Origin of the sequence: Kribbella sp. VKM Ac-2571 (assembly GCF_004362255.1) — a bacterium.
GTDB lineage: Bacteria > Actinomycetota > Actinomycetes > Propionibacteriales > Kribbellaceae > Kribbella > Kribbella pratensis.
Genome location: NZ_SNWS01000002.1, coordinates 305,566 through 326,628, shown reverse-complemented (window position 1 = coordinate 326,628; position 21,063 = coordinate 305,566). Strand labels below are relative to the sequence as shown.

20 protein-coding genes and 2 tRNA genes are annotated in these 21,063 nt (G+C 68.8%); 17 read left to right on the top strand and 5 right to left on the bottom strand.

What is annotated here, in order from left to right:
* Positions 1-79: 79 nt before the first annotated feature.
* Positions 80-640, top strand: a complete 561-nt coding sequence (locus EV651_RS05620; RefSeq protein ID WP_133782712.1) for a 5-formyltetrahydrofolate cyclo-ligase — start codon at positions 80-82, stop codon at positions 638-640.
* Positions 633-1,538 (top strand): phosphotransferase, encoded by a 906-nt coding sequence (locus EV651_RS05615; protein ID WP_133782710.1) that lies wholly within the window; start codon positions 633-635, stop codon positions 1,536-1,538. The genes EV651_RS05620 and EV651_RS05615 overlap by 8 nt, the downstream gene beginning before the upstream one ends.
* On the opposite strand, the gene EV651_RS05610 is transcribed toward EV651_RS05615, so the two are convergent.
* Positions 1,535-4,102 carry a penicillin acylase family protein gene (locus EV651_RS05610; RefSeq protein WP_133782708.1) on the bottom strand — a complete coding sequence of 856 codons (2,568 nt, stop codon included), beginning with the start codon at positions 4,100-4,102 and terminating at the stop codon, positions 1,535-1,537. The genes EV651_RS05615 and EV651_RS05610 overlap by 4 nt on opposite strands.
* A gap of 187 nt (positions 4,103-4,289) precedes the next feature.
* Between EV651_RS05610 and EV651_RS43200 the strand changes: the two genes are divergently transcribed.
* The 3 genes from EV651_RS43200 (at position 4,290) to mscL (ending at position 5,834) form a co-directional block, all read left to right on the top strand.
* Entirely contained in the window at positions 4,290-4,649 is a 360-nt protein-coding gene (locus EV651_RS43200; protein ID WP_133782706.1) for an FmdB family zinc ribbon protein, read from the top strand.
* 59 nt (positions 4,650-4,708) lie between these two features.
* Complete coding sequence (locus EV651_RS05600; RefSeq protein WP_238156682.1) at positions 4,709-5,326, top strand: SAF domain-containing protein; 618 nt, start codon at positions 4,709-4,711, stop codon at positions 5,324-5,326.
* 118 nt (positions 5,327-5,444) lie between these two features.
* Positions 5,445-5,834: a large conductance mechanosensitive channel protein MscL gene (gene mscL / locus EV651_RS05595; protein WP_133782704.1), complete on the top strand. Its 390-nt coding sequence runs from the start codon at positions 5,445-5,447 to the stop codon at positions 5,832-5,834.
* Positions 5,835-5,936: 102 nt separating this feature from the next.
* Here the strand turns inward: mscL and EV651_RS05590 are convergent, their stop codons facing one another.
* Together EV651_RS05590 and EV651_RS41190 are read right to left on the bottom strand one after the other, a co-directional pair.
* Complete coding sequence (locus EV651_RS05590) at positions 5,937-6,587, bottom strand: hypothetical protein (RefSeq protein ID WP_202870171.1); 651 nt, start codon at positions 6,585-6,587, stop codon at positions 5,937-5,939.
* The gene (locus tag EV651_RS41190; RefSeq protein ID WP_166658505.1) at positions 6,584-6,724 is read right to left on the bottom strand and encodes a hypothetical protein; all 141 of its coding nucleotides are present in this window, start codon (positions 6,722-6,724) and stop codon (positions 6,584-6,586) included. The genes EV651_RS05590 and EV651_RS41190 overlap by 4 nt, the downstream gene beginning before the upstream one ends.
* Before the next feature lie 212 nt (positions 6,725-6,936).
* Here EV651_RS41190 and EV651_RS05585 point away from each other — a divergent pair, with 212 nt between their 5' ends.
* The 4 genes from EV651_RS05585 to EV651_RS05570 all read left to right on the top strand — a co-directional run bounded on the left by EV651_RS05585 (position 6,937) and on the right by EV651_RS05570 (position 10,268).
* On the top strand, positions 6,937-7,539 hold the full coding sequence (locus EV651_RS05585) for a hypothetical protein (RefSeq protein WP_238156681.1): 603 nt from the start codon (positions 6,937-6,939) through the stop codon (positions 7,537-7,539).
* A 231-nt stretch (positions 7,540-7,770) separates the two neighbouring features.
* Entirely contained in the window at positions 7,771-8,283 is a 513-nt protein-coding gene (locus EV651_RS05580) for a SigE family RNA polymerase sigma factor (RefSeq protein WP_133782702.1), read from the top strand.
* Positions 8,280-8,885 (top strand): META domain-containing protein, encoded by a 606-nt coding sequence (locus EV651_RS05575; RefSeq protein ID WP_133782700.1) that lies wholly within the window; start codon positions 8,280-8,282, stop codon positions 8,883-8,885. The genes EV651_RS05580 and EV651_RS05575 overlap by 4 nt, the downstream gene beginning before the upstream one ends.
* Positions 8,886-8,978: 93 nt before the next feature.
* Positions 8,979-10,268 carry a S1 family peptidase gene (locus EV651_RS05570; protein ID WP_238156680.1) on the top strand — a complete coding sequence of 430 codons (1,290 nt, stop codon included), beginning with the start codon at positions 8,979-8,981 and terminating at the stop codon, positions 10,266-10,268.
* Between the two features lie 5 nt (positions 10,269-10,273).
* Here EV651_RS05570 and EV651_RS05565 read toward each other — a convergent pair whose 3' ends face one another.
* Positions 10,274-11,119, bottom strand: coding sequence for an SDR family oxidoreductase (locus EV651_RS05565; RefSeq protein ID WP_133782698.1), 846 nt, complete (start codon positions 11,117-11,119; stop codon positions 10,274-10,276).
* Positions 11,116-11,541 carry a nuclear transport factor 2 family protein gene (locus tag EV651_RS05560; protein ID WP_133782696.1) on the bottom strand — a complete coding sequence of 142 codons (426 nt, stop codon included), beginning with the start codon at positions 11,539-11,541 and terminating at the stop codon, positions 11,116-11,118. The genes EV651_RS05565 and EV651_RS05560 overlap by 4 nt, the downstream gene beginning before the upstream one ends.
* 55 nt (positions 11,542-11,596) lie before the next feature.
* Here EV651_RS05560 and EV651_RS05555 point away from each other — a divergent pair, with 55 nt between their 5' ends.
* From EV651_RS05555 to EV651_RS05520, 8 genes are all read left to right on the top strand, one after another.
* Complete coding sequence (locus EV651_RS05555; protein ID WP_133782694.1) at positions 11,597-12,250, top strand: TetR/AcrR family transcriptional regulator; 654 nt, start codon at positions 11,597-11,599, stop codon at positions 12,248-12,250.
* A 14-nt stretch (positions 12,251-12,264) separates the two neighbouring features.
* Positions 12,265-12,340: transfer RNA gene (locus tag EV651_RS05550), tRNA-Arg, on the top strand.
* A gap of 502 nt (positions 12,341-12,842) precedes the next feature.
* Entirely contained in the window at positions 12,843-14,024 is a 1,182-nt protein-coding gene (locus tag EV651_RS05545; protein ID WP_202870170.1) for an epoxide hydrolase family protein, read from the top strand.
* 214 nt (positions 14,025-14,238) lie between these two features.
* Positions 14,239-15,534 (top strand): epoxide hydrolase family protein, encoded by a 1,296-nt coding sequence (locus EV651_RS05540; RefSeq protein ID WP_133782690.1) that lies wholly within the window; start codon positions 14,239-14,241, stop codon positions 15,532-15,534.
* Between the two features lie 95 nt (positions 15,535-15,629).
* A complete protein-coding gene (locus tag EV651_RS05535; RefSeq protein WP_133782688.1) occupies positions 15,630-16,397 on the top strand; it encodes an SDR family oxidoreductase in 768 nt (255 codons plus the stop codon).
* A 235-nt stretch (positions 16,398-16,632) separates the two neighbouring features.
* Complete coding sequence (locus EV651_RS05530) at positions 16,633-17,475, top strand: enoyl-CoA hydratase/isomerase family protein (protein WP_133782686.1); 843 nt, start codon at positions 16,633-16,635, stop codon at positions 17,473-17,475.
* Between the two features lie 377 nt (positions 17,476-17,852).
* Entirely contained in the window at positions 17,853-20,582 is a 2,730-nt protein-coding gene (locus tag EV651_RS05525; RefSeq protein WP_133782684.1) for an AAA family ATPase, read from the top strand.
* A 72-nt stretch (positions 20,583-20,654) separates the two neighbouring features.
* Positions 20,655-20,727: transfer RNA gene (locus tag EV651_RS05520), tRNA-Arg, on the top strand.
* Positions 20,728-21,063 lie beyond the last annotated feature (336 nt).

The window sequence follows — 21,063 nt, the reverse complement described above, 5'->3', positions numbered from 1 at the left end:
TCTCCCTCCGTGGTTCCTGGTGGGAGCGAGCGCCGCGCAGCCCCGCCAGGAGCCGCGGAGGGAGACCTAGGATCAGAACGTGTTTCAGACCAAGGCGGCGGCGCGGCAGTATTTCCTGGAGGCGCGCCGGCTGCGGACGCACGCGGCGGGGCTGCTGGCGAGCGCCCAACAGGCGCTGCCCGAGGTGCACCGCGTCGCTCTCTACGTGTCCATGGGACCTGAGCCGCAGACCGGTGCGCTGATCGACTGGCTGCTCGCTACACACCGTGAGGTGCTGTTGCCGATCCTGTACGCCGACAACGACCTGGGCTGGGGTGTCGCACCCGGCGCAGCCGACCTGGTGCCCGGCCGGCTCGGCCTGTCCGAGCCGCCGACCGACCTGGGCTCCGACGCGATCGCTACCGCCGATCTGGTCATCTGCCCGGCCGTAGCGGTTACCCATGACGGCGTGCGCCTCGGCCGCGGCGGCGGCTCGTACGACCGCGCTCTCGCCCGCGTGCGCCCTGGTACGCCGGTCTGGGCCGCCGTCTACGACACAGAGATCGTCGATGCCCTGCCGAACGACCCCCACGACCAGCCGGTCGACGCAGCGCTGACGCCAAACCGCTTGATCCCACTGCGAGGATCAGGGGATGACTGAGACCGCGGTCCAAGCCGCAGCCACAGCCGCACGCACCCTCGGCCTCACGGTCACCGACCCGACTGTCCTCTACGAGGCGTTCTCGACGGTCGTGCACCTGCTGCCGTCCCCGGTGGTCGCACGGGTACCGATGAACCTCCCAGCCGGCCTACAGGAACCAGAGCCCGCCGTACGACGCCAGCAGCGCGAACTGGACGTGGTGGCCTGGCTGGCGGAACAGGGACTCCCCGTGGTGCCGCCAAGCCCACTGGTACCACTGGAGCCGAAGGAGCAGGACGGACTGTCCATGACGTTCTGGACGTACGTCGAGGTGGACAAGGCAGCTGAACCGGACTACGTCGGGGCAACCGCCCGCGTAGCCGAGCTTCACGCCCTACTCGCGAAGTACCCAGGAGAGCTCCCCTGGATGACTCCTCTGCGCCTGATCGGCCCGGGCCTGGCAGCGGCCGAGGCAGTGCCGGGTTTACTCGAGCAGGAGGACGTGGACCGGGCAAGAGCTGAGTGGAAGGTGCTGGAGCCGATCCTGACCAGCAGGGCCGGGTTCGAGGCGGTCTTCCCGTCCGCGACCGTGCAGCCGCTGCACGGCGACGCACCGTCGTGGAACCTGATCACTACTGTCGACGGCCCGCTGTGGGCCGACTTCGAGGACGTGACAATCGGCCCGCTCGAGTGGGACCTCGCGGGCTTCGGCCCCGACCTGTGTCAGGCGTACGACGAGGGCGCACGCTCCCGCGGTCTCCCGACGCTGGACCCGCAGGTCCAGCAGGTGATGGACCTCGCACGAGCACTGCAGGTCCTGGTCTGCACTCCCCTGGTCCCGGCCTTCCCAGCCCTGGCCGACGGCATCCGCATGTTCGCCACCCAGTGGCGAGCCATGCCGTTCGCAGGTGGCCTTTAGCTGTCCGGCTTGGTGAAGGTCAGGGAGTGTTTGCGGGTCGCCTCCACGGCGCCCTTGGTGTAGGCCCACTGGAGGGTTTCACCCTTGACCCACAGGTCGGTCTGGTCGGTGTAGTTCGACGAGAACGCGTGGCCGGACACACCGGTCAGGTTGACCCAGCGGGACTTGTCGAAGTCCGACAGGTCCACGACCATCCGCATCGACGGGGTCGCGGTCACGTCGTACCCCTCGGCGGCGTCCCAGCCGGTGGCGTCGACGATCGACGTACCGCCGCCCAGCTCGTACGGGCCGCGGTTGAAGATCTTCTCGACCGCTCCGATCCCGGACTTGCCCAGCGTCTGGTTGGTCAGCGTCAGCTTGTGCAGCCGGCCCCACTGCCAGTTGGACGGCTCCCGCGCCATCTTCTGGGTGATCTCGGTCCGGGCGTTGATCAGGGCCTCGCGGAGGATGTCGTCACGGCTCTCCCGCTGCGGCGTCCCGATGTTGTCCCACCAGCCGCTGTTCTGCTGCCCGATGAGCGTGTGGATCACCTCGAACCAGCGCGAGCCGCCGTCAGGCCAGGTGTCTTCGGGGAGCTGGTCGTGGAAGGTCAGTGCGAGCAGGTTGCGCCAGACCACGTTGAAGTACGCCGCGGCCGCCGAGTCCGGCGGTTGGGTGAAGTCCCAGTTCCGCAGGACGTCCTGACCCTGCTTGTCGAACGCGTCGTCGATGCTGATCCGGAGCAGGTACGGCACCAGCATCTCCGCGGCCTTGCTCTTGGTGTCCAGCTGGATCGACGCCATCGCGTTCGCGTCCAGCTTCCCGGCCGCCTTGATCCGGTCGAGGATCTGCTGCGAGCGGTAGCCGTAGTCCCAGGAGTTGGTCAGGTAGTACGTGTACGTGTTCGGTACGACGGCCTGGTTCGCGGTGACGATGATGCCGTCCGCCGGGTCGAACTCGCTCGGCAACGCGTCGAAGGGGACGTACCCCTTCCAGGCGTACTTCGGATCCCAGCCCGGGACCGGCCAGTCGCCGCGGCCGGTGGTGCGGATCGGGATCAGTCCGGGCGCCTGGTAGCCGATGTGGCCGTCGGTGTCGGCGTACACGAGGTTCTGTGAGGGCACCTGGAACTGCTGCGCGGCGGCGCGGAACTGGGCCCAGTTCTGCGCGGTGTTGATCGCGAACAGCGCGTCCGCGGTCCGGCCCGGGTTCAGCGCAGTCCACTGCAGCGCGACGCCGTACGCCGTCGGGTACTTCGCCTGCGCCGCAGCCGACTCGCCTACCTTGCGTTCGTTCTCGCGGACGTCCGAGATGAGCGGACCGTGCCGGGTCTCGCGGACGGTGATCTTCACCGGCTCGTCCTGGCCGGCCACCTTGAACGTCTCCTCGCGGGTGGCCATGGCTCGCCACTTGTTGTTGTAGAGGACGTTGTTACCCTCGATCCGCTCCAGGTAGAGGTCCTGGACGTCCGGGTCGAGGTTGGTGAAGCCCCAGGAGATCGCGTTGTTGTGGCCGATCACCACACCGGGCAGGCCGGAGAAGCTGAAGCCGGAGACGTCGAACGGGCACGTCTTGCCGACGTTGTTGCAGTGCAGGCCGACCTGCGTCCAGACCCCCGGCATGGTCGCGCCGAGATGCGGGTCGTTGGCCAGCAGCGGCTTACCGGTGGTGGTGTGGTCACCGGAGACCACCCAGGAGTTCGACCCGACGCCGTCCCCCTGGCCGAGCAGCTCGGGCAGTCCCTTGGCGACCTTCTGCACCGAGTCGAGCGACTTGAGCAGGTCCTGGGTGAGCATGCTCCGCCGTACCTCGTTGCTGACCGGAGCCGTGGTGAACTTGCCGTCCCTGCCGATCGACCCGCCGGACAGGATCGGCTGGTTCCGGTCGTACGGGTACTGCGGGTAGAGGCTCTCGACGTTGCGCGCCGGCATCGCGGCCAGCAGCTTCGTCCGGGTGACTTCCTCGTCCAGGTTGCCGCCCAGGTCCCACGCCATCGCCTTCAGCCAGGACAACGAGTCGGCCGCGGTCCACGGCTCCGGCGTGTAGTTCTTGGGCCCGCCCGGCTGGAGGGACAGGACGGCGTACTCCAGGCTGAGGGCGGAGCCGCTGCGCTTCGACGTTTCGTCGGAGCCGTTGTGCTTGATCAGATACGCGTTGACGCCGCGGGCGTAGTCGTCGAGGTACTGCCGGGTGGTCGGGCTGAGCAGCGGCAGCTCCTTCTCCGCCACCCGCCGCCAGCCGAGTGTCCGGACGAACTTGTCGGTCTCGAGCGCGGTCTTGCCGAACAGCTCGCTCAACCGGCCGGACGTGACGTGCCTGCGGAAGTCCATTTCGAAGAACCGGTCCTGCGCGTGCACGTACCCCTGCGCCGCGAACAGGTCGGCCGGGGTGTCGGCGTAGATCTGCGGGATTCCGTTGGCGTCCCGGACCACGCTGACCTCGGCGTCCAGGCCGTCCAGGTCGATGGTTCCGTCGTACGTCGGGAACGAGTGGCGGACGACGAAGACGACGGTACCGGCGATCACCAGGAGGACCGTGGCGAGGGCGATTCCGCTGATGACGACGACTCGAAGCAGGCGTGGCACGGACCAACCGTAGAGAATCCCCCCGCCCACCCCAAATGGGGTCCCTCACAACTTTGCGTGGCTCTGCGTCGGCTGGACAGGGACCCGGAGTTGAGGTACGTGAGACCGGGTTTGGAATACTTCGGTCCGCTGGCGCATTATTAGCAGTCGGGTAGTAGGAGTGCCAGCGGCTTGAAGGGAACCGACAGTGCCGACGTACCAGTACCAGTGCACCGACTGCGGTGAAGCGCTCGAGGTGCGCCAGAGCTTCACGGACGATGCTTTGACCGTGTGCCCGAACTGCCAGGGCAGCCTGCGCAAGGTCTTCAACGCCGTGGGCGTCGTGTTCAAGGGTTCCGGCTTCTACCGGACCGACAGCCGGTCGTCCGGCAAGAGCACGGTGCCGGCGAAGGCCGAGTCGTCCGGATCGTCCTCGTCGGGGTCCGCCTCCTCGGGGTCGTCGTCCAACGGTTCCTCCGGTTCGTCGTCCTCGGGTTCGTCGTCCTCGGGTTCGTCGGGTTCGTCTTCGGGCTCGAGCAGCTCGACCTCGGGCACCAGCGCGGCCTGACCGCGCGCCCTGTGGATAACTGAAGGGCGGCTGCCGGCGAAACTCGTATCTTCTCCGGCATGAAAATCCCTTCCCTGCTTCGTGACCTGCTGCGTGCCGCCCGGTGGCACCGTCGGCTCCTCGCCGGCGTCGCCGCCGCGGCCGCCGTGTACTTCGGACTTCTCGCTCTCTCCCCCGCACCGCCACCGACGGTCGCGGTGCTGGCCGCTGCGCGCGACCTCACCGGGGGCGTGGCCCCGACGCGTGACGATCTGCGGACCGTCGACCTGCCACCCGGCTCCGTGCCGGCCGGTGCACTCAGACCCGGCAGTGAACTGACGACCCGCGTGTTGAGCGGACCCGTCAGAGCCGGCGAACCGCTCACCGACGCCAGATTCCTCGCCCCACCCGCCGTGACGCCCGGCTCAGTCGCCTACCCGTTCCGCGTCGACGACGCGGACATCACCTCGCTCCTCCGAGTCGGCGACCGCATCAATCTGTACGCCGCCGACAGCACGACCGCCGGCTCCGCGAGCCAGCTCGCCCGCGCCGTGCCTGTGGTCGCCCTGCCGACGCCGCGATCGGCCACCTCCGGCGCGCTGATCGTGGTGGCGACCACACCGGAGGTCGCCACCCGACTGGCCCAGGCCAGTTCGAACTCACGGATCACCGTGGCACTGACGCCGGACACGAGCTGATCACTCTTCGGGATTGTGCCGGCACGATGTGTCCGTGTTCCGGCGCGCTCGCTCGCCCTGACAGGGGTGCAGCCCTAGGTTGTCCGGGTACAACCACCCGCTTCGTGGAGGGCACCACATGCTCAAGGGCTTCAAGGAATTCGTGATGCGCGGCAACGTCGTCGACCTCGCGGTCGCCGTCGTCATCGGCGCCGCGTTCACCAAGATCGTCGGCGCGCTCGTCGACGGTCTGATCAACCCGCTGATCGCCGCGATCTTCGGCAAGACGGACCTCACCGGTGTCTGGAACTTCGACATCAACGGCGCTCAGTTCTCGATCGGCCTGATCCTGGACGCGGCACTCGGCTTCCTGTTCGTCGCCGCGGCCGTCTACTTCTTCATCGTGCTGCCGCTGAACAAGCTGGCCGAGCGCCGCAAGCGCGGGCAGGAGCCGGAGCCGGACCCGCTGACCACCGAACAGGAACTGCTGACCGAGATCCGCGACCTGCTGCGCAGCCGCCAGTCGTGAGCCTCAGCAGGTGGGCGTACAACCTCAGCCCTGAGCTCGCCAACGCCCGCCTGCTCACCGGCAGAACGCATCCAGCAGTGTGGAACCGGGCGTCCCATCCCCTCAGTTGACGAACGCCACGATCATTCGCAGCAGCTGATCCAGGTACGGCGGGTCGTTGCTCATGCGGAAGGCGGGTGTCGGCGGTTCGGGACACCCGGCCAGCTCACGACTCCCCCGGATCGACCGCAGCAAGGCGGCAACCGTCTTCCGCTGATGCCAAAGGTTCTCCGGTACCGAGGGCAGCACCGCCACCCGAATTCGCGACAGCGAGGGCACCTGTTCGTCCGTCACACCGCGCAGGATGCCGCCTGCGAGCAGTTCGTCCGCGACCTCCGGCGGGCACCCGCGATTCACCATCCCGGCATGAGCGCGCTCGTTCGCGGCGGCGTCGTCGCCGGTCGCGGGCCACGCCAGAAGGAGGCGGTCGACCAGCTCCGGAAACCTCAACGCCAGCAGGACCGCAACCGCACATCCATTGGAGGCTCCAACGATTCTTACCGGTCCGGAACGTTTCGCCAGCTGTTCACCCAGCGCCGCGACCTCGACGTCCCACGCTTTGGCTCGCTGTGGCCGGTCGGGCGCCAGCACTGCCATTCCCTGCGGCGCGAGTGCCGCGGACAGGCCGTCGGTGATTCCCGTCGTACCCCAGAACGCTTCGGCGTCCATGGCGTCCCAGAGACCGCCGTGGACGAGGAACAGCGAGGCGGTCATCCGTGGTGCGGGGGGACCTCGTTCAGGATCCGCTCGTCGTCGTCGCTGCTGAAGTCGTTGTCGCCCCAGGTCCGCGGGTCGTCGTCCCGCGTCTGCTCCGGCAGCAGCGGCTCGTCGTCTTCGTACGGGCTCGTCATACCTTCAGGTTACCGAGTCACTGCGGCCCTCCGGGAATGCTGCGCGGTGACCTGGGGTAGGTGACCAGTGCGTGCACGTTACAGCTGCGCCACGGTTGGGGCTCGATCCCACGGCGTGACCGGAAAGACGCGCCGCCGTGATGTTGCGGCACGCGCGGCGTGACCCCGTTCCACCATGATGGTGGACCTTGCCAACCCGGAAGGACCGAGTCGTGAGTGCACAACGGACACGGGGCCTGATCGGTGCGACGCTTGTCGTGGCTGTGCTCGGAGTTGCCGCCGCCTGCGGCACCGAGGACGCCTCGTCCCCGCCCGCCGCCCAGCCCACCCAAACGGTGACCATGCCGTCGCCCACCCCGTCAGCCAGTCCCAGCGGTACGCCGAGCACGGACTGCCCCGAGACGATCACGGCCGTCCGTGCCGCGACCGACAAAGCGGTGTGGGGCCAGGGCGCGGCCACCTCGAAGTTCAACCCGGTCAGTGTGACGATCTGCCAGTACGACGCACAGGCGACCGGACAGGACTACGCAACGATCACCACCAAGCGCATGGGCAAGCAGGCGACCGACCTGTTCGCCCTGGTCAACGCGGCGAAGCCTGTCGCGAAGAAGCCGAGCATGTGCACCAAGGAGCTCGGCCCCACGTACGTGCTGCGGTTCACCGACAACGACCGCGGTGTCCTGTCGTTCACCGCTGAAGCCTTCGGCTGCCGCCGCCTGGTGGCGACCTCGCTGGAAGGCCAGGGCAAGCCCGGCGCGCTGCCGGCGCCGCGCCAGGTGACCGCCGAGCTGACGAAGTCGCTCGGCCTGCGCTGACCCCGCGCCGGACGCGCACCCCGAAGCCGTCCGAAGTGGGGTCTACCCGCGCCTGCCTTGCGGGTCCCTTTCGAGGTCGACCCGCGTGGCAGGTTGCGGCAACCGCCGCGTCCGCTGCTCAGCGATGGCGGTGGAGCAGAGATCGAACTGTGTGGGAACGGTTGCAGCACGTGGGCGGCTCGATGCGTCTAATAGGTGTGAGGAGTTGTACGCCCAGCCAGGGAGTGGCGAGTGGAGTTCGAGGAGTACGTGTCCGCCCGCGGACAGGAACTGGTGCGGCTCGGGTTCACGGTCTCCGGCGACTACCAGCGGGCGGAGGACCTGGCGCAGATCGCGCTGATGCAGGCGTTCCGCTCCTGGCGGAAGGTACGCAACGCGGACGATCCGCATCACTACGTCCGGCGGATCCTCGTGAACGAGTACTTGTCGATGACGCGCCGGCGCTCGTTCACCGAGGCGCCGACGGCCGACCTCGACCCGCAGCGCACCGTGCCGGACCACGCGACGCATGTCGCCAACTCCGACGACTTGTGGCGCGCGCTGGCGACGCTGTCCGCCCGGGAACGGGTCGTTCTGGTCCTGCGCTACTACCAGGACCTCGACGACCAGACGATCGCCGACATGCTCGGCATCAAACCGTCCTCCGTGCGCGCAACCGCGAGCCGAGCGCTGGCGTCGCTCCGACGGCGGCCGGCCTATTCAGGGGCCAGCGAGTCCAATCGTCTTGATGAGAGGTTGTCGTGAGCAACACCGATCTCGAGGATGATCTGCGAGGTACCTTCGAACGGGCCGCGGCCTCGGTGCCGCAGGCCGTGGACCTGACCGAGCGCGCCACCACGGGCGCCCGTCGCGCACAGCGACGTACCTGGGTCGTTTCCGGCGCTGCCGCCGTCGCGGTGGCTGCGATCGCGGTCGCCGGATTCGGGCTGGCCGGGTCCCGGAACCAGCCGACGCAACCGCCGGTCGCTACCGGGCAGGCGCCGGCCTCGGCGAGTGCGACACCACAGGTGGTCTCGGCCCAGACCGTGGCCGGCACCTGGCGACCCGTGCAGATGGTCGGCGCCAAGACGCTCCAGGCCGCCCGCCCGGACGACCCGGTGCTGGTGTTCAAGGCGGATGGGACATGGACGGGCTCGGACGGCTGCAACGGACTGCACGGAACGTACAGCATCGGTCAGCGTGGCGCGTTCAGCGCGACGTCCGGTCCGCAGCACCTGGTCGGCTGCGAGAACGTGCCGCACACCGGCGTACTGCATGCCGCCAAGCGGATCGCGATCAACGCCGACACCCTGCAGTTCTTCGGCGCCGACGGGCGTCAACTTGCCAGTTACGCTCGCGCACGGTAGTCGAATTTGTTCGCGGACCGTGATCGGGTCTTGACGGAACGGAGTCCTTGACCGGACCATCTAGTGGTTTGGTCCACCGATCTGGGGAGCTTCGTGCGACTCTCTGTCACCGTCCCGCTGGTCACACTCGGCTCCACCTCACTCTTCGCAGTCGCCGTCACCGCACCCTCCTCGGGCGCGGTGACGGGTGCCGCGGCATGCTCCCACGCGCAACCGAGTGTGAGCTCGGCCGAGGCGACGCGACTGGCGCAACCCACGTCCGCGTCCGATGCGCGACCGCTCGGTGAGTCGCTCGGAGAAGGCATCTCCGCCGCAGTCCGGTCCCTCGAGCCGCTGGACGCGACCGGCCGCCCGACCTCCGGTCTGCCGTACGGGCTGAGCCAGGGCGTCATCGGCGTGGTCGGCTCGGCCATGACCGGCTACAAGGTGGTCGTGGACTCGGCGAAGCTGGATGCGAAGAAGTACGAGTCCGCGATGGCGCGCAACCTGCCCGCGGCGGGGAAGCCGTTGGTGAAGGTGGAGCCCAGCTGTCGTTCGGCCCAGTCGATCGCCGACGCCTGGAACGCAGTCGGCGACCGTTCGTGGTCCTCCGACGCGTCGCGTACGACGTACGCCGCTGACCTCGACCCGGTGACTGAGAACGTCGTCGTCGAGTACGACCAGGCAACGACCTCCACCGCTTCGCTGGCGGGCCTCCGCGACCTGCCCGGCGTACAGCTCGTCGCCGGCTCGCTTGCACGCACGTCCCGGCTGAGCGACACCCCGAAGGGCGGCCACTGGGGCGGTGCGCGGATCATGTCCGCGCTCAAGAACTGCTCCGCCGGCTTCTCCGTCGTACGGCGCTCCAACGGCCAGCGCGGCTCCGTCACCGCAGGGCATTGCGGCGGCCCGGGCACGGTCTGGAAGTCAGGCACCAACTACTACGGCACCACCACAGTGCGCACGAACTACCCGGACTACGACCAGTCCCTGGTCACCGGCAGCGCGTACGGCGCCAAGATCTGGACCGACGGTCCCGGCGACACCGTCAACACGCGCACCGTCACCGACGGCGGCGACCCCGGCGTCGGCACCGTGATCTGCCAGTCCGGCAGCTTCAGTACGTCGCTCTGCAGTCTCACGGTCCGTTCGACGTCGGCGAAGTACTGCGACGCGGACGGCTGCACGACGTACGTCATCCGTGCCACCCGCGGCGGCCTGGTCGCGATCGTCGGCGGCGACTCCGGCGGTCCTGTCTACTCCCGCCGCGGCACCAACTCCGCCACCATCCGCGGCATCGCCTTCGCCGGCGCCGGCTGCGCCGCCTCACGCTGCACCACCCTGTACGCCGAGCGGTACAACTCCATCGCCGGCCACCTCGGCGTCACCGCCCTGACCGGCTGATTCCCTCAGTGCGTGGCCTGATCGGCGAGCACCTCGTGCACGGTCCGCGTGGGTAGGCACTCACTGGGGCCCGCGGTCGCCGTGAGGTCGTACGTGTCCAGCATCACGCCCAACGTCGCCTGCCGCGCGAAGGCGGGAGCCACAGGTACGGCGAGGTAGCGCATCAGCCGCAGTACGCCGAGCGGAATCCGTTTGATCGCGGTCGCGCCCTGCGCGCGAGCCAACTCGTCGAGGGTGACGTTCTCCGGGCCTGCCACGTCGAGCATCCGGCCGATCGCCGACGGTTCGACCAGGCAGTAGTCGATGACGGCCGCGACGTCGGCCACCGACACGACGTTGATCGGGTTCTCTCCGCTGCCGAGCACGACGGCCGGTCCGCCTTTGTCGACCTTGCCGCGCACGACCTCGAGCCACAACTCGAGGAAGGACGTGGGCCGCAGGATCGTCCAGTCCAGGTCCGTGGCGCGCAGGTGCTGCTCTGCTGCGTACTTCGCCCGGAACAACGAGGACAGGTGTCCGGGTGCCGCGTCTTTGATCGACACCAGCACATAGCGCCGGATGCCCGCCTGCCGTGCAGCGTCAATCGTCGCGATGCACGCCTCCCGATCGACCGCCTCCGGCCCGGCACCCCGTCTGCCCAGCAGGCCGTGGACGCACCACACGACCGTGTCGCATCCTTCGAGTGCCGCAGCGACAGCCTGACGTGAGCGTACGTCGCCAACGATTTCCTCGTGATCGACCGGCGTGGAACTCGGGCTGCGCGTCAGTACCCGGACCTGCTGACCACGACCGACGAGCCGGCGCACCAGGACCGAGCCGAGCCGACCGGTGCCTCCGGCAACGAGAATCATGACGACTCACTGTGCGAATGCAGCGCCGAGGCAATTGCGGCATTGACGTCGGCGCCACTGGTATCAAGCGGCTCGAGGTAGAACCTGGCCGCTGTCGCGCGGCCGCTCTCGACCGTGAACACAACGACACCGCGCATGTGGTGCTCCGCGCCGTCGCGACGGGTGCCGTCCATCTTCCACTCGGTCCACACCGTGTCGCCCGCCACGGCGAGTGCCATGACCTCGGTAGCGATGTCCGGGACGCCCGCGAAGAGCGACGCCCAGTTGCGGCGTACCTGATCGTTGCCCGTGAAGCCGCGCGCGGGATGCGCCGGCGTCTCGTTGACGTAGTCCGGTGCGAACAGCTCCGTCAGCTTTTCCAAGTCGTGGCCGTTGACCGCCTCGACGAGTTCGGCAACAAACCTCTCTGCGATGGTTTCCATCGCCCGCCCCCTTTGATTACACTACTTAGTATTCAATACAGGACTATGGAACCGAATGCGACGACACGTCAAGACCTCGCGTAGCTACGATTCGTCGGCCCGTCGCCGGCAGGCCGAGGCCAACCGCCAGGCGGTCCTGAAGGCCGCCCACCAACTGTTCATCGAGCACGGGTACGCCGACACCACAGTGCCCGCGATCGCCCGAGCGGCCGGTGTCTCCACCGAGACTGTGTACAAGGCCTTCGGGCCCAAGCCCGCGCTCGTACGCGCCCTCTGGGAACGCGGCCTCGCCGGCCGCGGCCCGGCGCCGGCGCCCGACCGCAGCGACCGGCTCAGTGCGACCGCACCGGATCCCAGGACCCTGCTCGACGGCTGGGCGAACTTCCTGATGGAACTCACCCCAGAGGGGTCGCCGATCGTGCTGCTGATCAGGGACGCGGCCGCTCACGACCCGGACATGCGGGCGCTACTGACCGAGGTGGAACAGCAACGCCGCGACCGGATGCACCACAACGCGGAACGTCTGGCGACCCGAGGCTGGCTGAAGGCCGGCCTGGACGTCGACCGAGCCGCCGACATCCTCTGGACCTATTCGTCGGCCGAGCTCTACGAGCTCCTCGTCCTCAAGTCCGGCTGGCCGCTATTGGCGTACGGCGAGTTCATCTCCACCGCCCTCGCTGCCGCCTTGCTCGACCACGACCTCCGCTAAGCTGTCCCGCGTGCGCCCCCGTAGCTCAGGGGATAGAGCGTCGGTTTCCTAAACCGTGCGTCGCAGGTTCGAATCCTGCCGGGGGCACCACTCTGAGGCGACTGCCCACATAAGAGGCGAGCGGCGTGCGCATCGGGCCACCCTGGCGTCATGCGATTGCGGCAGCATCGGCGCTTGTGTAGGCCTTCGCTGGTCACTCTGCACGGCCCTCGACCGACGACAACAGGCTCCTGGAACGTCCCTGTGCGGCTCGCGCCCGTGAGAAACCCTGGCCCAGGGGCAGCCACTCGCGTGTACAAGATCGGCGTACAACAACGCTTGCCAAGGTCACAACCGGGCGCTTCTCCAGCTCGGCCACCGCATGGGGACAGCGATGACACCCGGGGGTCCGGGGGATGAACCCCCAGCGTATCGACCAGGGTCTTTCACGGGCGCGAGTCCGCACGAGACGTTGCCATGCTGGTGTGCGTCCAGGGAGCTGGGTTCGGTGGTAGGTCGTTGGTAGGGATCTCGCTGTCGCCCGGACCTGGATGTCTCTGTACCGGATTCCGATTGAGAGGCGGCGCGTGACATGACCACGCTCCAACAGCCAGTGAGCCATGCGATCCGACCGTTCACCGTCCGTTTCCGCGACGCGGCGCTCGACGACCTGCGCCGCCGCTTGACGGCGACGCGCTGGCCGACCCGCGAGCTCGTCGGCGATCGCTCGCAGGGGGTGCAACTGGCCGCGATGCGGGCGCTGGGCCAGTACTGGGAGAAGGACTACGACCTACGGCGAGTCCAGTCCCGGCTGAACGCGCTGCCCCAGTTCACCACCGAGATCGACGGCGTGAACATCCACTTCGTCCACGTCAAGTCCAAGCATCCGGACGCGCTGCCGCTGATCATGACGCACGGCTGGCCAGGATCGGTCATCGAGATGCTCGACACCGTCGGCCCTCTGACCGACCCGACCGCGCACGGCGGCACCCCCGCGGACGCATTCCATCTCGTGCTGCCGTCACTGCCCGGGTACGGCTTCTCGGCCGAGCCGGCCGAGGTCGGATGGGACCTCGTGCGCACCGCCCGGGCCTGGGCGGAGCTGATGCGCGGGCTCGGCTACGACCGCTACGTGGCGCAGGGAGGTGACGTCGGCGCCGGGGTCACCGACGCGATCGGACGGCTGGGACCGCAGGGGCTGGCCGGTATCCACACCAACCTGCTGGTGCCGGCGCTCAACGACCCCGCCTCGCTGCCGGACGACACCGAGGAGGAACGCGCCGCGCTCGCCGCGATCAAGGTCTTTCAGACCAGCGGGAACGGTTACTTCGTGGAGATGGCCACCCGCCCGGAGACGATCGGGTACGCGCTGCTGGACTCGCCGGCCGCTCTCGCCGCCTGGATGATCGACCACGACACCGACGCCTACGACAAGATCGCCGGCGCGTTCGTCGACGGCAAGCCCTCGGGCAACCTCACCCGGGACCACATCCTCGACAACGTCACCGCCTACTGGCTGACCGGCACCGGAGCATCCACGGCCCGGTCGTACTGGGAGGCGTACGGGCCGGACGCGCCTGCCGCCGGCCGCCCACCACTTCCGGATCCACGGGTGCCGGTCGGATTCAGCACGTTCCCCGGCGAGATCTGGCGGACACCGCGCAGCTGGGCCGAGAAGTCCTACCCCACGCTCAACTACTTCGGGGTAGCGGAACGGGGCGGCCACTTCGCCGCCTGGGAAGAGCCGGAACTGTTCGCGGCGCAGGTGCGGGCCGCGTTCCGTCCACTGCGATAGCCGCCGGCCACGAGTCTCGGACGCCACCGACACCCCGTGGGTATCGCGCAGTCAAATGCAGTGGCGTGATGTGCACCGTTCGTACGTCCTCGCCGACCGCGACATCGTCGCGCCCCTGTGGAAGCCCCTGCGCCTGCTCATGCTCGTGCGAGCCGGGGCCGTGTCGCGGATCGCAGGCGGACATCGAAGTATTCGAACCTGGAGGTGGAGAACTATGACTTCGTCCGCGTCTCAACCCACTCGACGCCAAGTACTCCAGGGCGGCCTCGCGGCCGGCCTCACCGTCGCCGCGTACGCCGCGCTCGGCCAGGCGCCGGCGATCGCGGCACCGTCCACCGGCCCGACCGGGATTCGCCCGTTCCGGGTCGCGATTCGGCGTGGACAGGTGGCCGAAATGCGCCGTCGCATCGCCGCGACCCGCTGGCCGTCTCGCGAGCTCGTCGCCGACCGTTCGCAAGGCGTGCAGCTGGCGACTGCTCAAGCCCTCGCCCGGTTCTGGGCGACCGGCTACGACTGGCAGCGGTTCGAGGCGAAACTCAACGCGCTGCCACAGTTCAAGACGGAGATCGACGGCGTCGACGTGCACTTCGTCCACGTACGCTCGCGGCATCGCAACGCACTGCCCCTCATCATGACCCACGGCTGGCCCGGCTCGATCGTCGAACTGCTCGAGACTGTCGGCCCACTCACGAATCCGACCGCGTACGGCGGCACCGCGGCGGACGCCTTTCACCTCGTGCTGCCGTCGATCCCCGGCTACGGCTTCTCCGGCAAACCGACCGAACTCGGCTGGGACGCCATCCGGACGGCGCACGCCTGGACGGAACTCATGCGCCGCCTTGGCTACACCCGCTACGTCGCCCAGGGCGGCGACGTCGGCGCCGCCGTCACCGACAACATCGGACGCCTGGCACCCGCGGGACTGCTCGGCATCCACCTGAACTTGCTGGTCCCGGCGTTGGCTGGCACCGACAACCTGCCGACGAACACCGACGAGGAGAAGGCCGCGCTCGCCGCACTCCAAGTCTTTTCGACGAGCGGCAAGGGCTACCTGGTCGAGCAGTCCACGCGTCCGCAGACGATTGGCTACGCGCTGCTGGATTCCCCTGTCGCCCTGGCGGCGTGGATGCTCGACCACGACACCGACAGCTACCTCAAGATCTCCCGTGCCTTCCTCGGCGGCCCGCCGTCGGGCAACCTCACGCGACAGCACGTCCTGGACAACGTGTCGCTCTACTGGCTGACTGGCACCGGCGAGTCGGCCGCCCGCGTGTACTGGGAAAGAGCGCAGACCGCCGCCGCGGGCCAGACCCCTGCTCCGATGACCGTCCCGGTCGCGTTCAGCGCCTTCCCGGGCGAAATCTTCCAGGCGCCGCGTACCTGGGCCGAGACCAGCTATCCGACCCTCAGCTACTACAACAAACCCGTGCGGGGCGGACACTTCGCCGCCTGGGAGGAGCCCGAATTGTTCACTCAGGAAATTCGTGCGGCCTTCCGATCATTTCACTGACCCGAGAACTGGCACGCGGACTACCTGCTGCGGGAGCAGGCCGGCACCCAACGGCCGTCGTGAACCGTCGTCCTCGACCCGAAAAGGATGAGCCCATGCCTGACAAATCGTTGTGCGGGGCCGTCGCGCTCGTCACCGGCGCCAGCAGCGGGATCGGCGCCGCGACCGCGCGCAGACTCGCTGCGGAAGGCGCCGTGGTGGCCATGGTCGCCGGGCCACGGGACCGGCTGGATCGGGTCGCGGACGACATCTCGGGAATGGGCGGTCACGGGGTTGCGGTGGCGGCAGATGTCACCGACCCGGGCGACGCGGAACGGGCGGTCCAGGACACGCTCGATCGGTTCGGGCGGCTGGACGTCCTTGTCAACAACGCGGGAATCATGCTGCTTGGCACGGCGCTGCACACCACGATCGAGGAGTGGGACCGGATGGTCTCCCTCAATGTGTCGGCCCTGTTGCATGTCACGCACGCCGCCATCCCGTACCTGATCGACGCGGCGTCGACCGCACCGCGGCAGGTCGCGGACATCGTGAACGTGAGTTCGACGGCCGGGCGGTTCGCCCGACCCGGCTGCAGCGTTTACAACTTCACCAAGTTCGGCCTGCAGGGGTTCACTGAGTCGCTACGCCAGGAACTGCTGACGGAAGGGGTACGCGTTGGCGTGGTGGAGCCCGGCACCATGGATACACAGCTGGTGAACCATCTCGGCGACACCACCCACCAGGCCGCCCGACGACAGGACAGCGGCATCGAATCGCTGTATGCCGAGGACGTCGCCGAGGCGATCCGATACATCGTCACCCGAGAACGCCGGGTGGCCGTCAACGAGATGCTGGTCCGGGCAGGCGACCAGACCTGGTAGCGCGACCGATGAAAGAGCGCACGCGATTACGGAACCGGAGACGAAAGGTGAGCGCGCAGCACCTGCATCGCTGTCGCGCCGCCCACGGCGTAGGCGAGCAGCGCGGACTTGCCGACGCCGGGCGCACACAGACCACCAGGCCACGGTTCTCCCGGGTCCGGGCGTGTCATGAACGCCGATACCGAACGACCACCCCGGCCGGACGCCCGGCCCAAGAGTCAGGAGAAGCAGGGACATGAGTGCGACAGAACAATTCCACATCAGCGAGGTCTCCCCGGCTTACTGGCGGGTGACCTTCGACAACGGCCTGGTCAACCTGTTGGATCCCGACACGCTCGACCAGCTCGGCGCGCTCATCGGACGCATCGAGAACGACCCGGACCTCACGGTTGTCGTCTTCTGCAGTGACAAACCGGGGTACTTCATGGCCCACTGGGATTTCCTGGCCGACAACACCCGCGTGGCGGGAATGCGGCCCGGCCCGACGGGCCTGCACCCCTACCTGGACAACTTCGTGCGGCTGAGCAAGCTGCCGGTGGCTACGATCTCGGAGATCAGGGGCCGCACCCGTGGCGCCGGCAGCGAGTTCGTTCTCGCCACCGACATCCGCTTCGCGTCGGAGAAGGCGGTCCTGGGACAGTTCGAGGTCGGCGTCGGCGCCGTCCCCGGCGGAGGTCCCATGGCACGGCTGGGGCGCCTGGTCGGTCGCGGCCGTGCCCTGGAGATCCTGCTCGGCGGGGAGGACATCCCCGCCGACCTGGCCGCTCGGTACGGCTACGTGAACAGGCTCGTCCCGGACACCGACATCGAGGGCTTCACCGATGCGTTGGCCCGCCGAATCGCATCCTTCGACAAGGTCGCGGTCAGGGGCATCAAGAAGCTGGTCGACGTGGCCACCCTGCCCACGGACGACGAATTCGCGCCCGGGCTTGACGCCTACTTCGCCACCGCCGGCCGGCCGCAGCACCGCCCCTTCGTCCAGCTACTGCTCGACAACGGCCTCCAGCAGCCCGACGGCATCGAGGCCAACCTCGGTACCGCGATCGGGGAGCTGCGACAGACCTCATTGGCCGGATGAGCCGACGTGGTCCCGATCCAACGCATCGATCGAGGACCGCGCGCAAGCCGACCCCGGCCGCCTTCAGATCCCTGCCGTAGGGCCGCCGACCTGGTCGACACTGGAGTCGAGCGCTCATCGGGCTCGGCGACCCGCCCGTGACGAGCCATTCGCCGCCTGCTGCGCGAGCTCGCATCTTTCGCGCTGCGGCAGTTGGTGCTGCAAGCCACTCCCCGGTCATCGCCGCGCCCGGCTTTCAATGCCGGCGGGATCTGGAGTCGCTACGCGCCCGGTCGATCGGAGAGGAGAACATTTCCTTGATTCTGCACCCTGGTCTGACAGAACGAGGGGCTCGCCAGCGATGATTTAGATCTGACGGCACGGCGAAGGGTAGGTATATGCAACATCAGCCGCTGGTTGATCGGCGTACCGAGCGCGCCGCTCTCGACCGCATGGTCGCGGCGGTGCGGGACGGCGAGAGCCGGGTCCTCGTCGTCCAGGGCGCTCCGGGCGTCGGCAAGTCCGCGCTGATTGGGTACGCCGAGCAGGCCGCTACCGGGCTCCAGGTCCTGCACGCGGGAGGAATCGAGTCCGAGATGGAGCTGGCGTTCGCCGCTCTGCACCAGCTCTGCCTGCCGCTGCTCGACCGGCTGGCAGTCGTTCTCGGGCCGCGGCGCGAGGCCCTCGAGACGGTATTCCGCCTGCGTGCGGGCACCCCACCCGACCCCTTCCTCGTGGGGCTGGGTGTGCTCGACCTCCTCTCGGACGCCTCCGAGCGGCAGCCGCTGCTCTGCGTGATCGACGACGCACAGTGGCTCGACCGGGCTTCAGCCCAGGTCCTGGGGTTCGTCGCGCGCCGGCTGCTCGCCGAGTCGATCGGTATGCTGTTCGGCATCCGGGAGCACAGTCCAGAACTGCGCGGGCTGGCGACGCTGGAGGTCACCGGCCTGCGCGAAGCTGACGCGCACGCGCTGCTGAACTCGCTCACCCACGCCCGGCTGGACCAACGCATCCGCGACCAGATCGTGGCTGAGACCAACGGCAACCCCCTCGCGCTCATCGAGTTGCCACGCGGGCTGACCCCCACCCAGATGGCCGGTGGCCTCGGTCTGCTCAACGCCGACATGGTGCCGGGCCGGATCGAGCAGAGCTTCGTCAGCCGGATGCGGGACCTGCCCGAACCCGCCCGTCTGCTGTTGCTGGTCGCCGCAGCCGAACCGGCCGGCGACACGGATGCCGTGCTCCGCGCGGCTGAACTGCTCGGCATCGACCTCGCAGCGGCGGCCGGCACCGACGGGCTGATGACGATCGGGGAGCGGGTGACGTTCCGGCACCCGCTGGTGCGGTCCGCCGTCTACCGGGCAGCCGGGGCTGCCCAGCGCCGTACGGTCCATCGGACGCTGGCGGAGGTCACCGACCCGCGGGTGGCATCGGACCAGCGCGCCTGGCATCTCGCGGCCGCGGCCGCCGGTCCGGACGAGACGGTCGCCGTTGAGCTCGAGCGCTCCGCCGGTCGCGCGCAGGCGCGCGGCGGGGTGGCGGCTGCCGCCGCGTTCCTGCAGCGGGCAGTATCGCTGACCAGCGACCCGGCGCGGCGCGTCGATCGGATGCTGGCGGCCGCCGAGGCGAGCCTGGACGCCGGTGCGGTCGAGGACGTCCGCCGGCTGCTGGGCGCCCTGCCCGGATCCCTGGACGCGCACCAAAGTGGCCGGGCCGCCGTGCTGGAAGGTCAACTCGCGTTCGCCTCCGGGGCTGGTACCGCGGCGATCCCGCTGCTGCTGAACGCGGCCGCCCGATTCGCCGCCACGCACCAGCAGCTGGCTCGGGAGACGTTGCTCAACGCGTGGGGCATGGCGACCGTCATCTCCAATCGGGAGAGCTTCGTGGCCGTCGCCCGAGCTGTGCACAGCGTGCCCGCGAGCGGCGAGCGGGGCGCGCTCGATCTCGTCCTCGACGGCGTGGCGCTGCTGGTCACCGAGGGCTGGGCGGCCGCAGCCGAGACCTTGCGCGACGCCGCGAAGCTGATCGGCGACCTGCCGGTCTCCGCGGTGGTGCGCTGGGGATGGCAGTCGACTGTCGTGTTCGGCGGCATCTGGGACCTTGAAGCGCTGCAGGCCGTCTGCACCCAGCAGGTTGGCCTCGTCAGAGAGGCCGGCGCCCTGCAGGTGCTACCGAACAACCTCGCCGGCCTTGCCTACGCCCTCACCTGGGCCGGCGAGTTCGAGCAGGCGGCTGCCGCGATCGCGGAGGGCGAACTCGTCGCGGCGGCAACCGGCAACCCGATCCCGCCGTTCAACAGCCTGCACCTGCTTTCGCTGCAGGGCCGGGAACGGGAGACCACCGAGCTGATCGCGGCCGCGCTGGAGGCTGCCGCAGTCACCGGCTTCGGCGCGGCCCTGACGACCGCGCACTGGGCCGGCTCGGTGCTCTACAACGGGCTGGGCCGTTACCCGGAGGCGATGAGCTCGGCGCTTGCCGCCGAGCAGACCTGGGAACCGGTCGGCACGGCCTGGGTGCTCCCGGAGCTCATCGAGGCGGCCTGCCGCTCCGGTGCGGAACAGGTCGCTCGTGACGCCCTGGAACGGCTGATCGAGGCCACGCGGCCCTTCGACGCCGACTTCCCGGCCGGGCTGGAAGCGCGGAACCGCGCCCTGCTCGCCCGCGACGACGATGCCGAGGCTCTCTACCGGGAGGCGATCGAGCGGCTGAGCCGGACCCGGATGCGTCCCGACCAGGCACGAACCCATCTGTTGTACGGCGAATGGCTGCGCCGCCGAGGACAGCGGGTCGAAGCCCGCCGGCAACTGCGGACCGCGTACGACATGTTCGTGGCGATCGGCATGGAGGCGTTCGCCGAACGGGCCCGCCGGGAGCTGCTTGCGAGCGGCGAAACCGTCCGCAAACGTGCCGCCGAGGCCACCTCCGGCAACGTGCTGACTGCACAGGAACGGCAGATCGCTCTGCTGGTCCGCGACGGTCTGTCGAATCCCGAGGTCGGCGCACGGCTCTTCATCAGCCCTCGCACCGTCGAATGGCACCTGCGCAAGATCTTCGCCAAGCTCTCCATCGGCTCGCGCCGTCAGCTTCGTGACGTGCTACCCATCGCTGGCGACAACATCATCCGGTAACGGTCCCGGCGCGCCTCAGCCCCGTGGCCGTTGTGGCCGGCCCATTTGAAAGGCTCACCCTAAGGTTCGTCCCGGGCAGTGGGTCCCGGAGTCCCTCGGTTTCCTGAACCGTGCGTCGCAGGTTCGAATCCTGCCGGGGGCACCATACAAATGCGCTGGTCCGAGGCCAAATGCTGAGGGTCAGGCTCCGGCGCCGACGTCCGCATGGGGCCATTCATGGTGCGAACTGCTGGTGACGGCAACAATCAAAGTTGTCTCCGACGTCACTCCTATCCTCGGAGCAGATGGTCTGCCGACCGACGCTGGACCGTGGCTCTGCACCGCCCCGCTAGCAGATCATGGGAAATGCGGTCCGGCACGCGTCAAGGGCAAGTCGCTTCGCGAGCGAGCACGCTCGCCCCTTGACGCAGCTGACCCGAATCTGACGGGCCGCGGCTATCGGGGCGGTCCGGAGGGACTGCCCGCGCCTTGACACGTGACC

What these genes read in the sequence shown, in the direction of transcription:
- EV651_RS05615 (WP_133782710.1), top strand. Translation starts at nt 633, where the DNA reads ATGACTGAGACCGCGGTCCAAGCCGCAGCCACAGCCGCACGCACCCTC.
- EV651_RS05600 (WP_238156682.1), top strand. Translation starts at nt 4,709, where the DNA reads ATGAAAATCCCTTCCCTGCTTCGTGACCTGCTGCGTGCCGCCCGGTGG.
- mscL (WP_133782704.1), top strand. Translation starts at nt 5,445, where the DNA reads ATGCTCAAGGGCTTCAAGGAATTCGTGATGCGCGGCAACGTCGTCGAC.
- EV651_RS05590 (WP_202870171.1), bottom strand. Translation starts at nt 6,587, where the DNA reads ATGACCGCCTCGCTGTTCCTCGTCCACGGCGGTCTCTGGGACGCCATG.
- EV651_RS41190 (WP_166658505.1), bottom strand. Translation starts at nt 6,724, where the DNA reads ATGACGAGCCCGTACGAAGACGACGAGCCGCTGCTGCCGGAGCAGACG.
- EV651_RS05565 (WP_133782698.1), bottom strand. Translation starts at nt 11,119, where the DNA reads ATGATTCTCGTTGCCGGAGGCACCGGTCGGCTCGGCTCGGTCCTGGTG.
- EV651_RS05560 (WP_133782696.1), bottom strand. Translation starts at nt 11,541, where the DNA reads ATGGAAACCATCGCAGAGAGGTTTGTTGCCGAACTCGTCGAGGCGGTC.
- EV651_RS05555 (WP_133782694.1), top strand. Translation starts at nt 11,597, where the DNA reads ATGCGACGACACGTCAAGACCTCGCGTAGCTACGATTCGTCGGCCCGT.
- EV651_RS05540 (WP_133782690.1), top strand. Translation starts at nt 14,239, where the DNA reads ATGACTTCGTCCGCGTCTCAACCCACTCGACGCCAAGTACTCCAGGGC.
- EV651_RS05535 (WP_133782688.1), top strand. Translation starts at nt 15,630, where the DNA reads ATGCCTGACAAATCGTTGTGCGGGGCCGTCGCGCTCGTCACCGGCGCC.
- EV651_RS05530 (WP_133782686.1), top strand. Translation starts at nt 16,633, where the DNA reads ATGAGTGCGACAGAACAATTCCACATCAGCGAGGTCTCCCCGGCTTAC.
- EV651_RS05525 (WP_133782684.1), top strand. Translation starts at nt 17,853, where the DNA reads ATGCAACATCAGCCGCTGGTTGATCGGCGTACCGAGCGCGCCGCTCTC.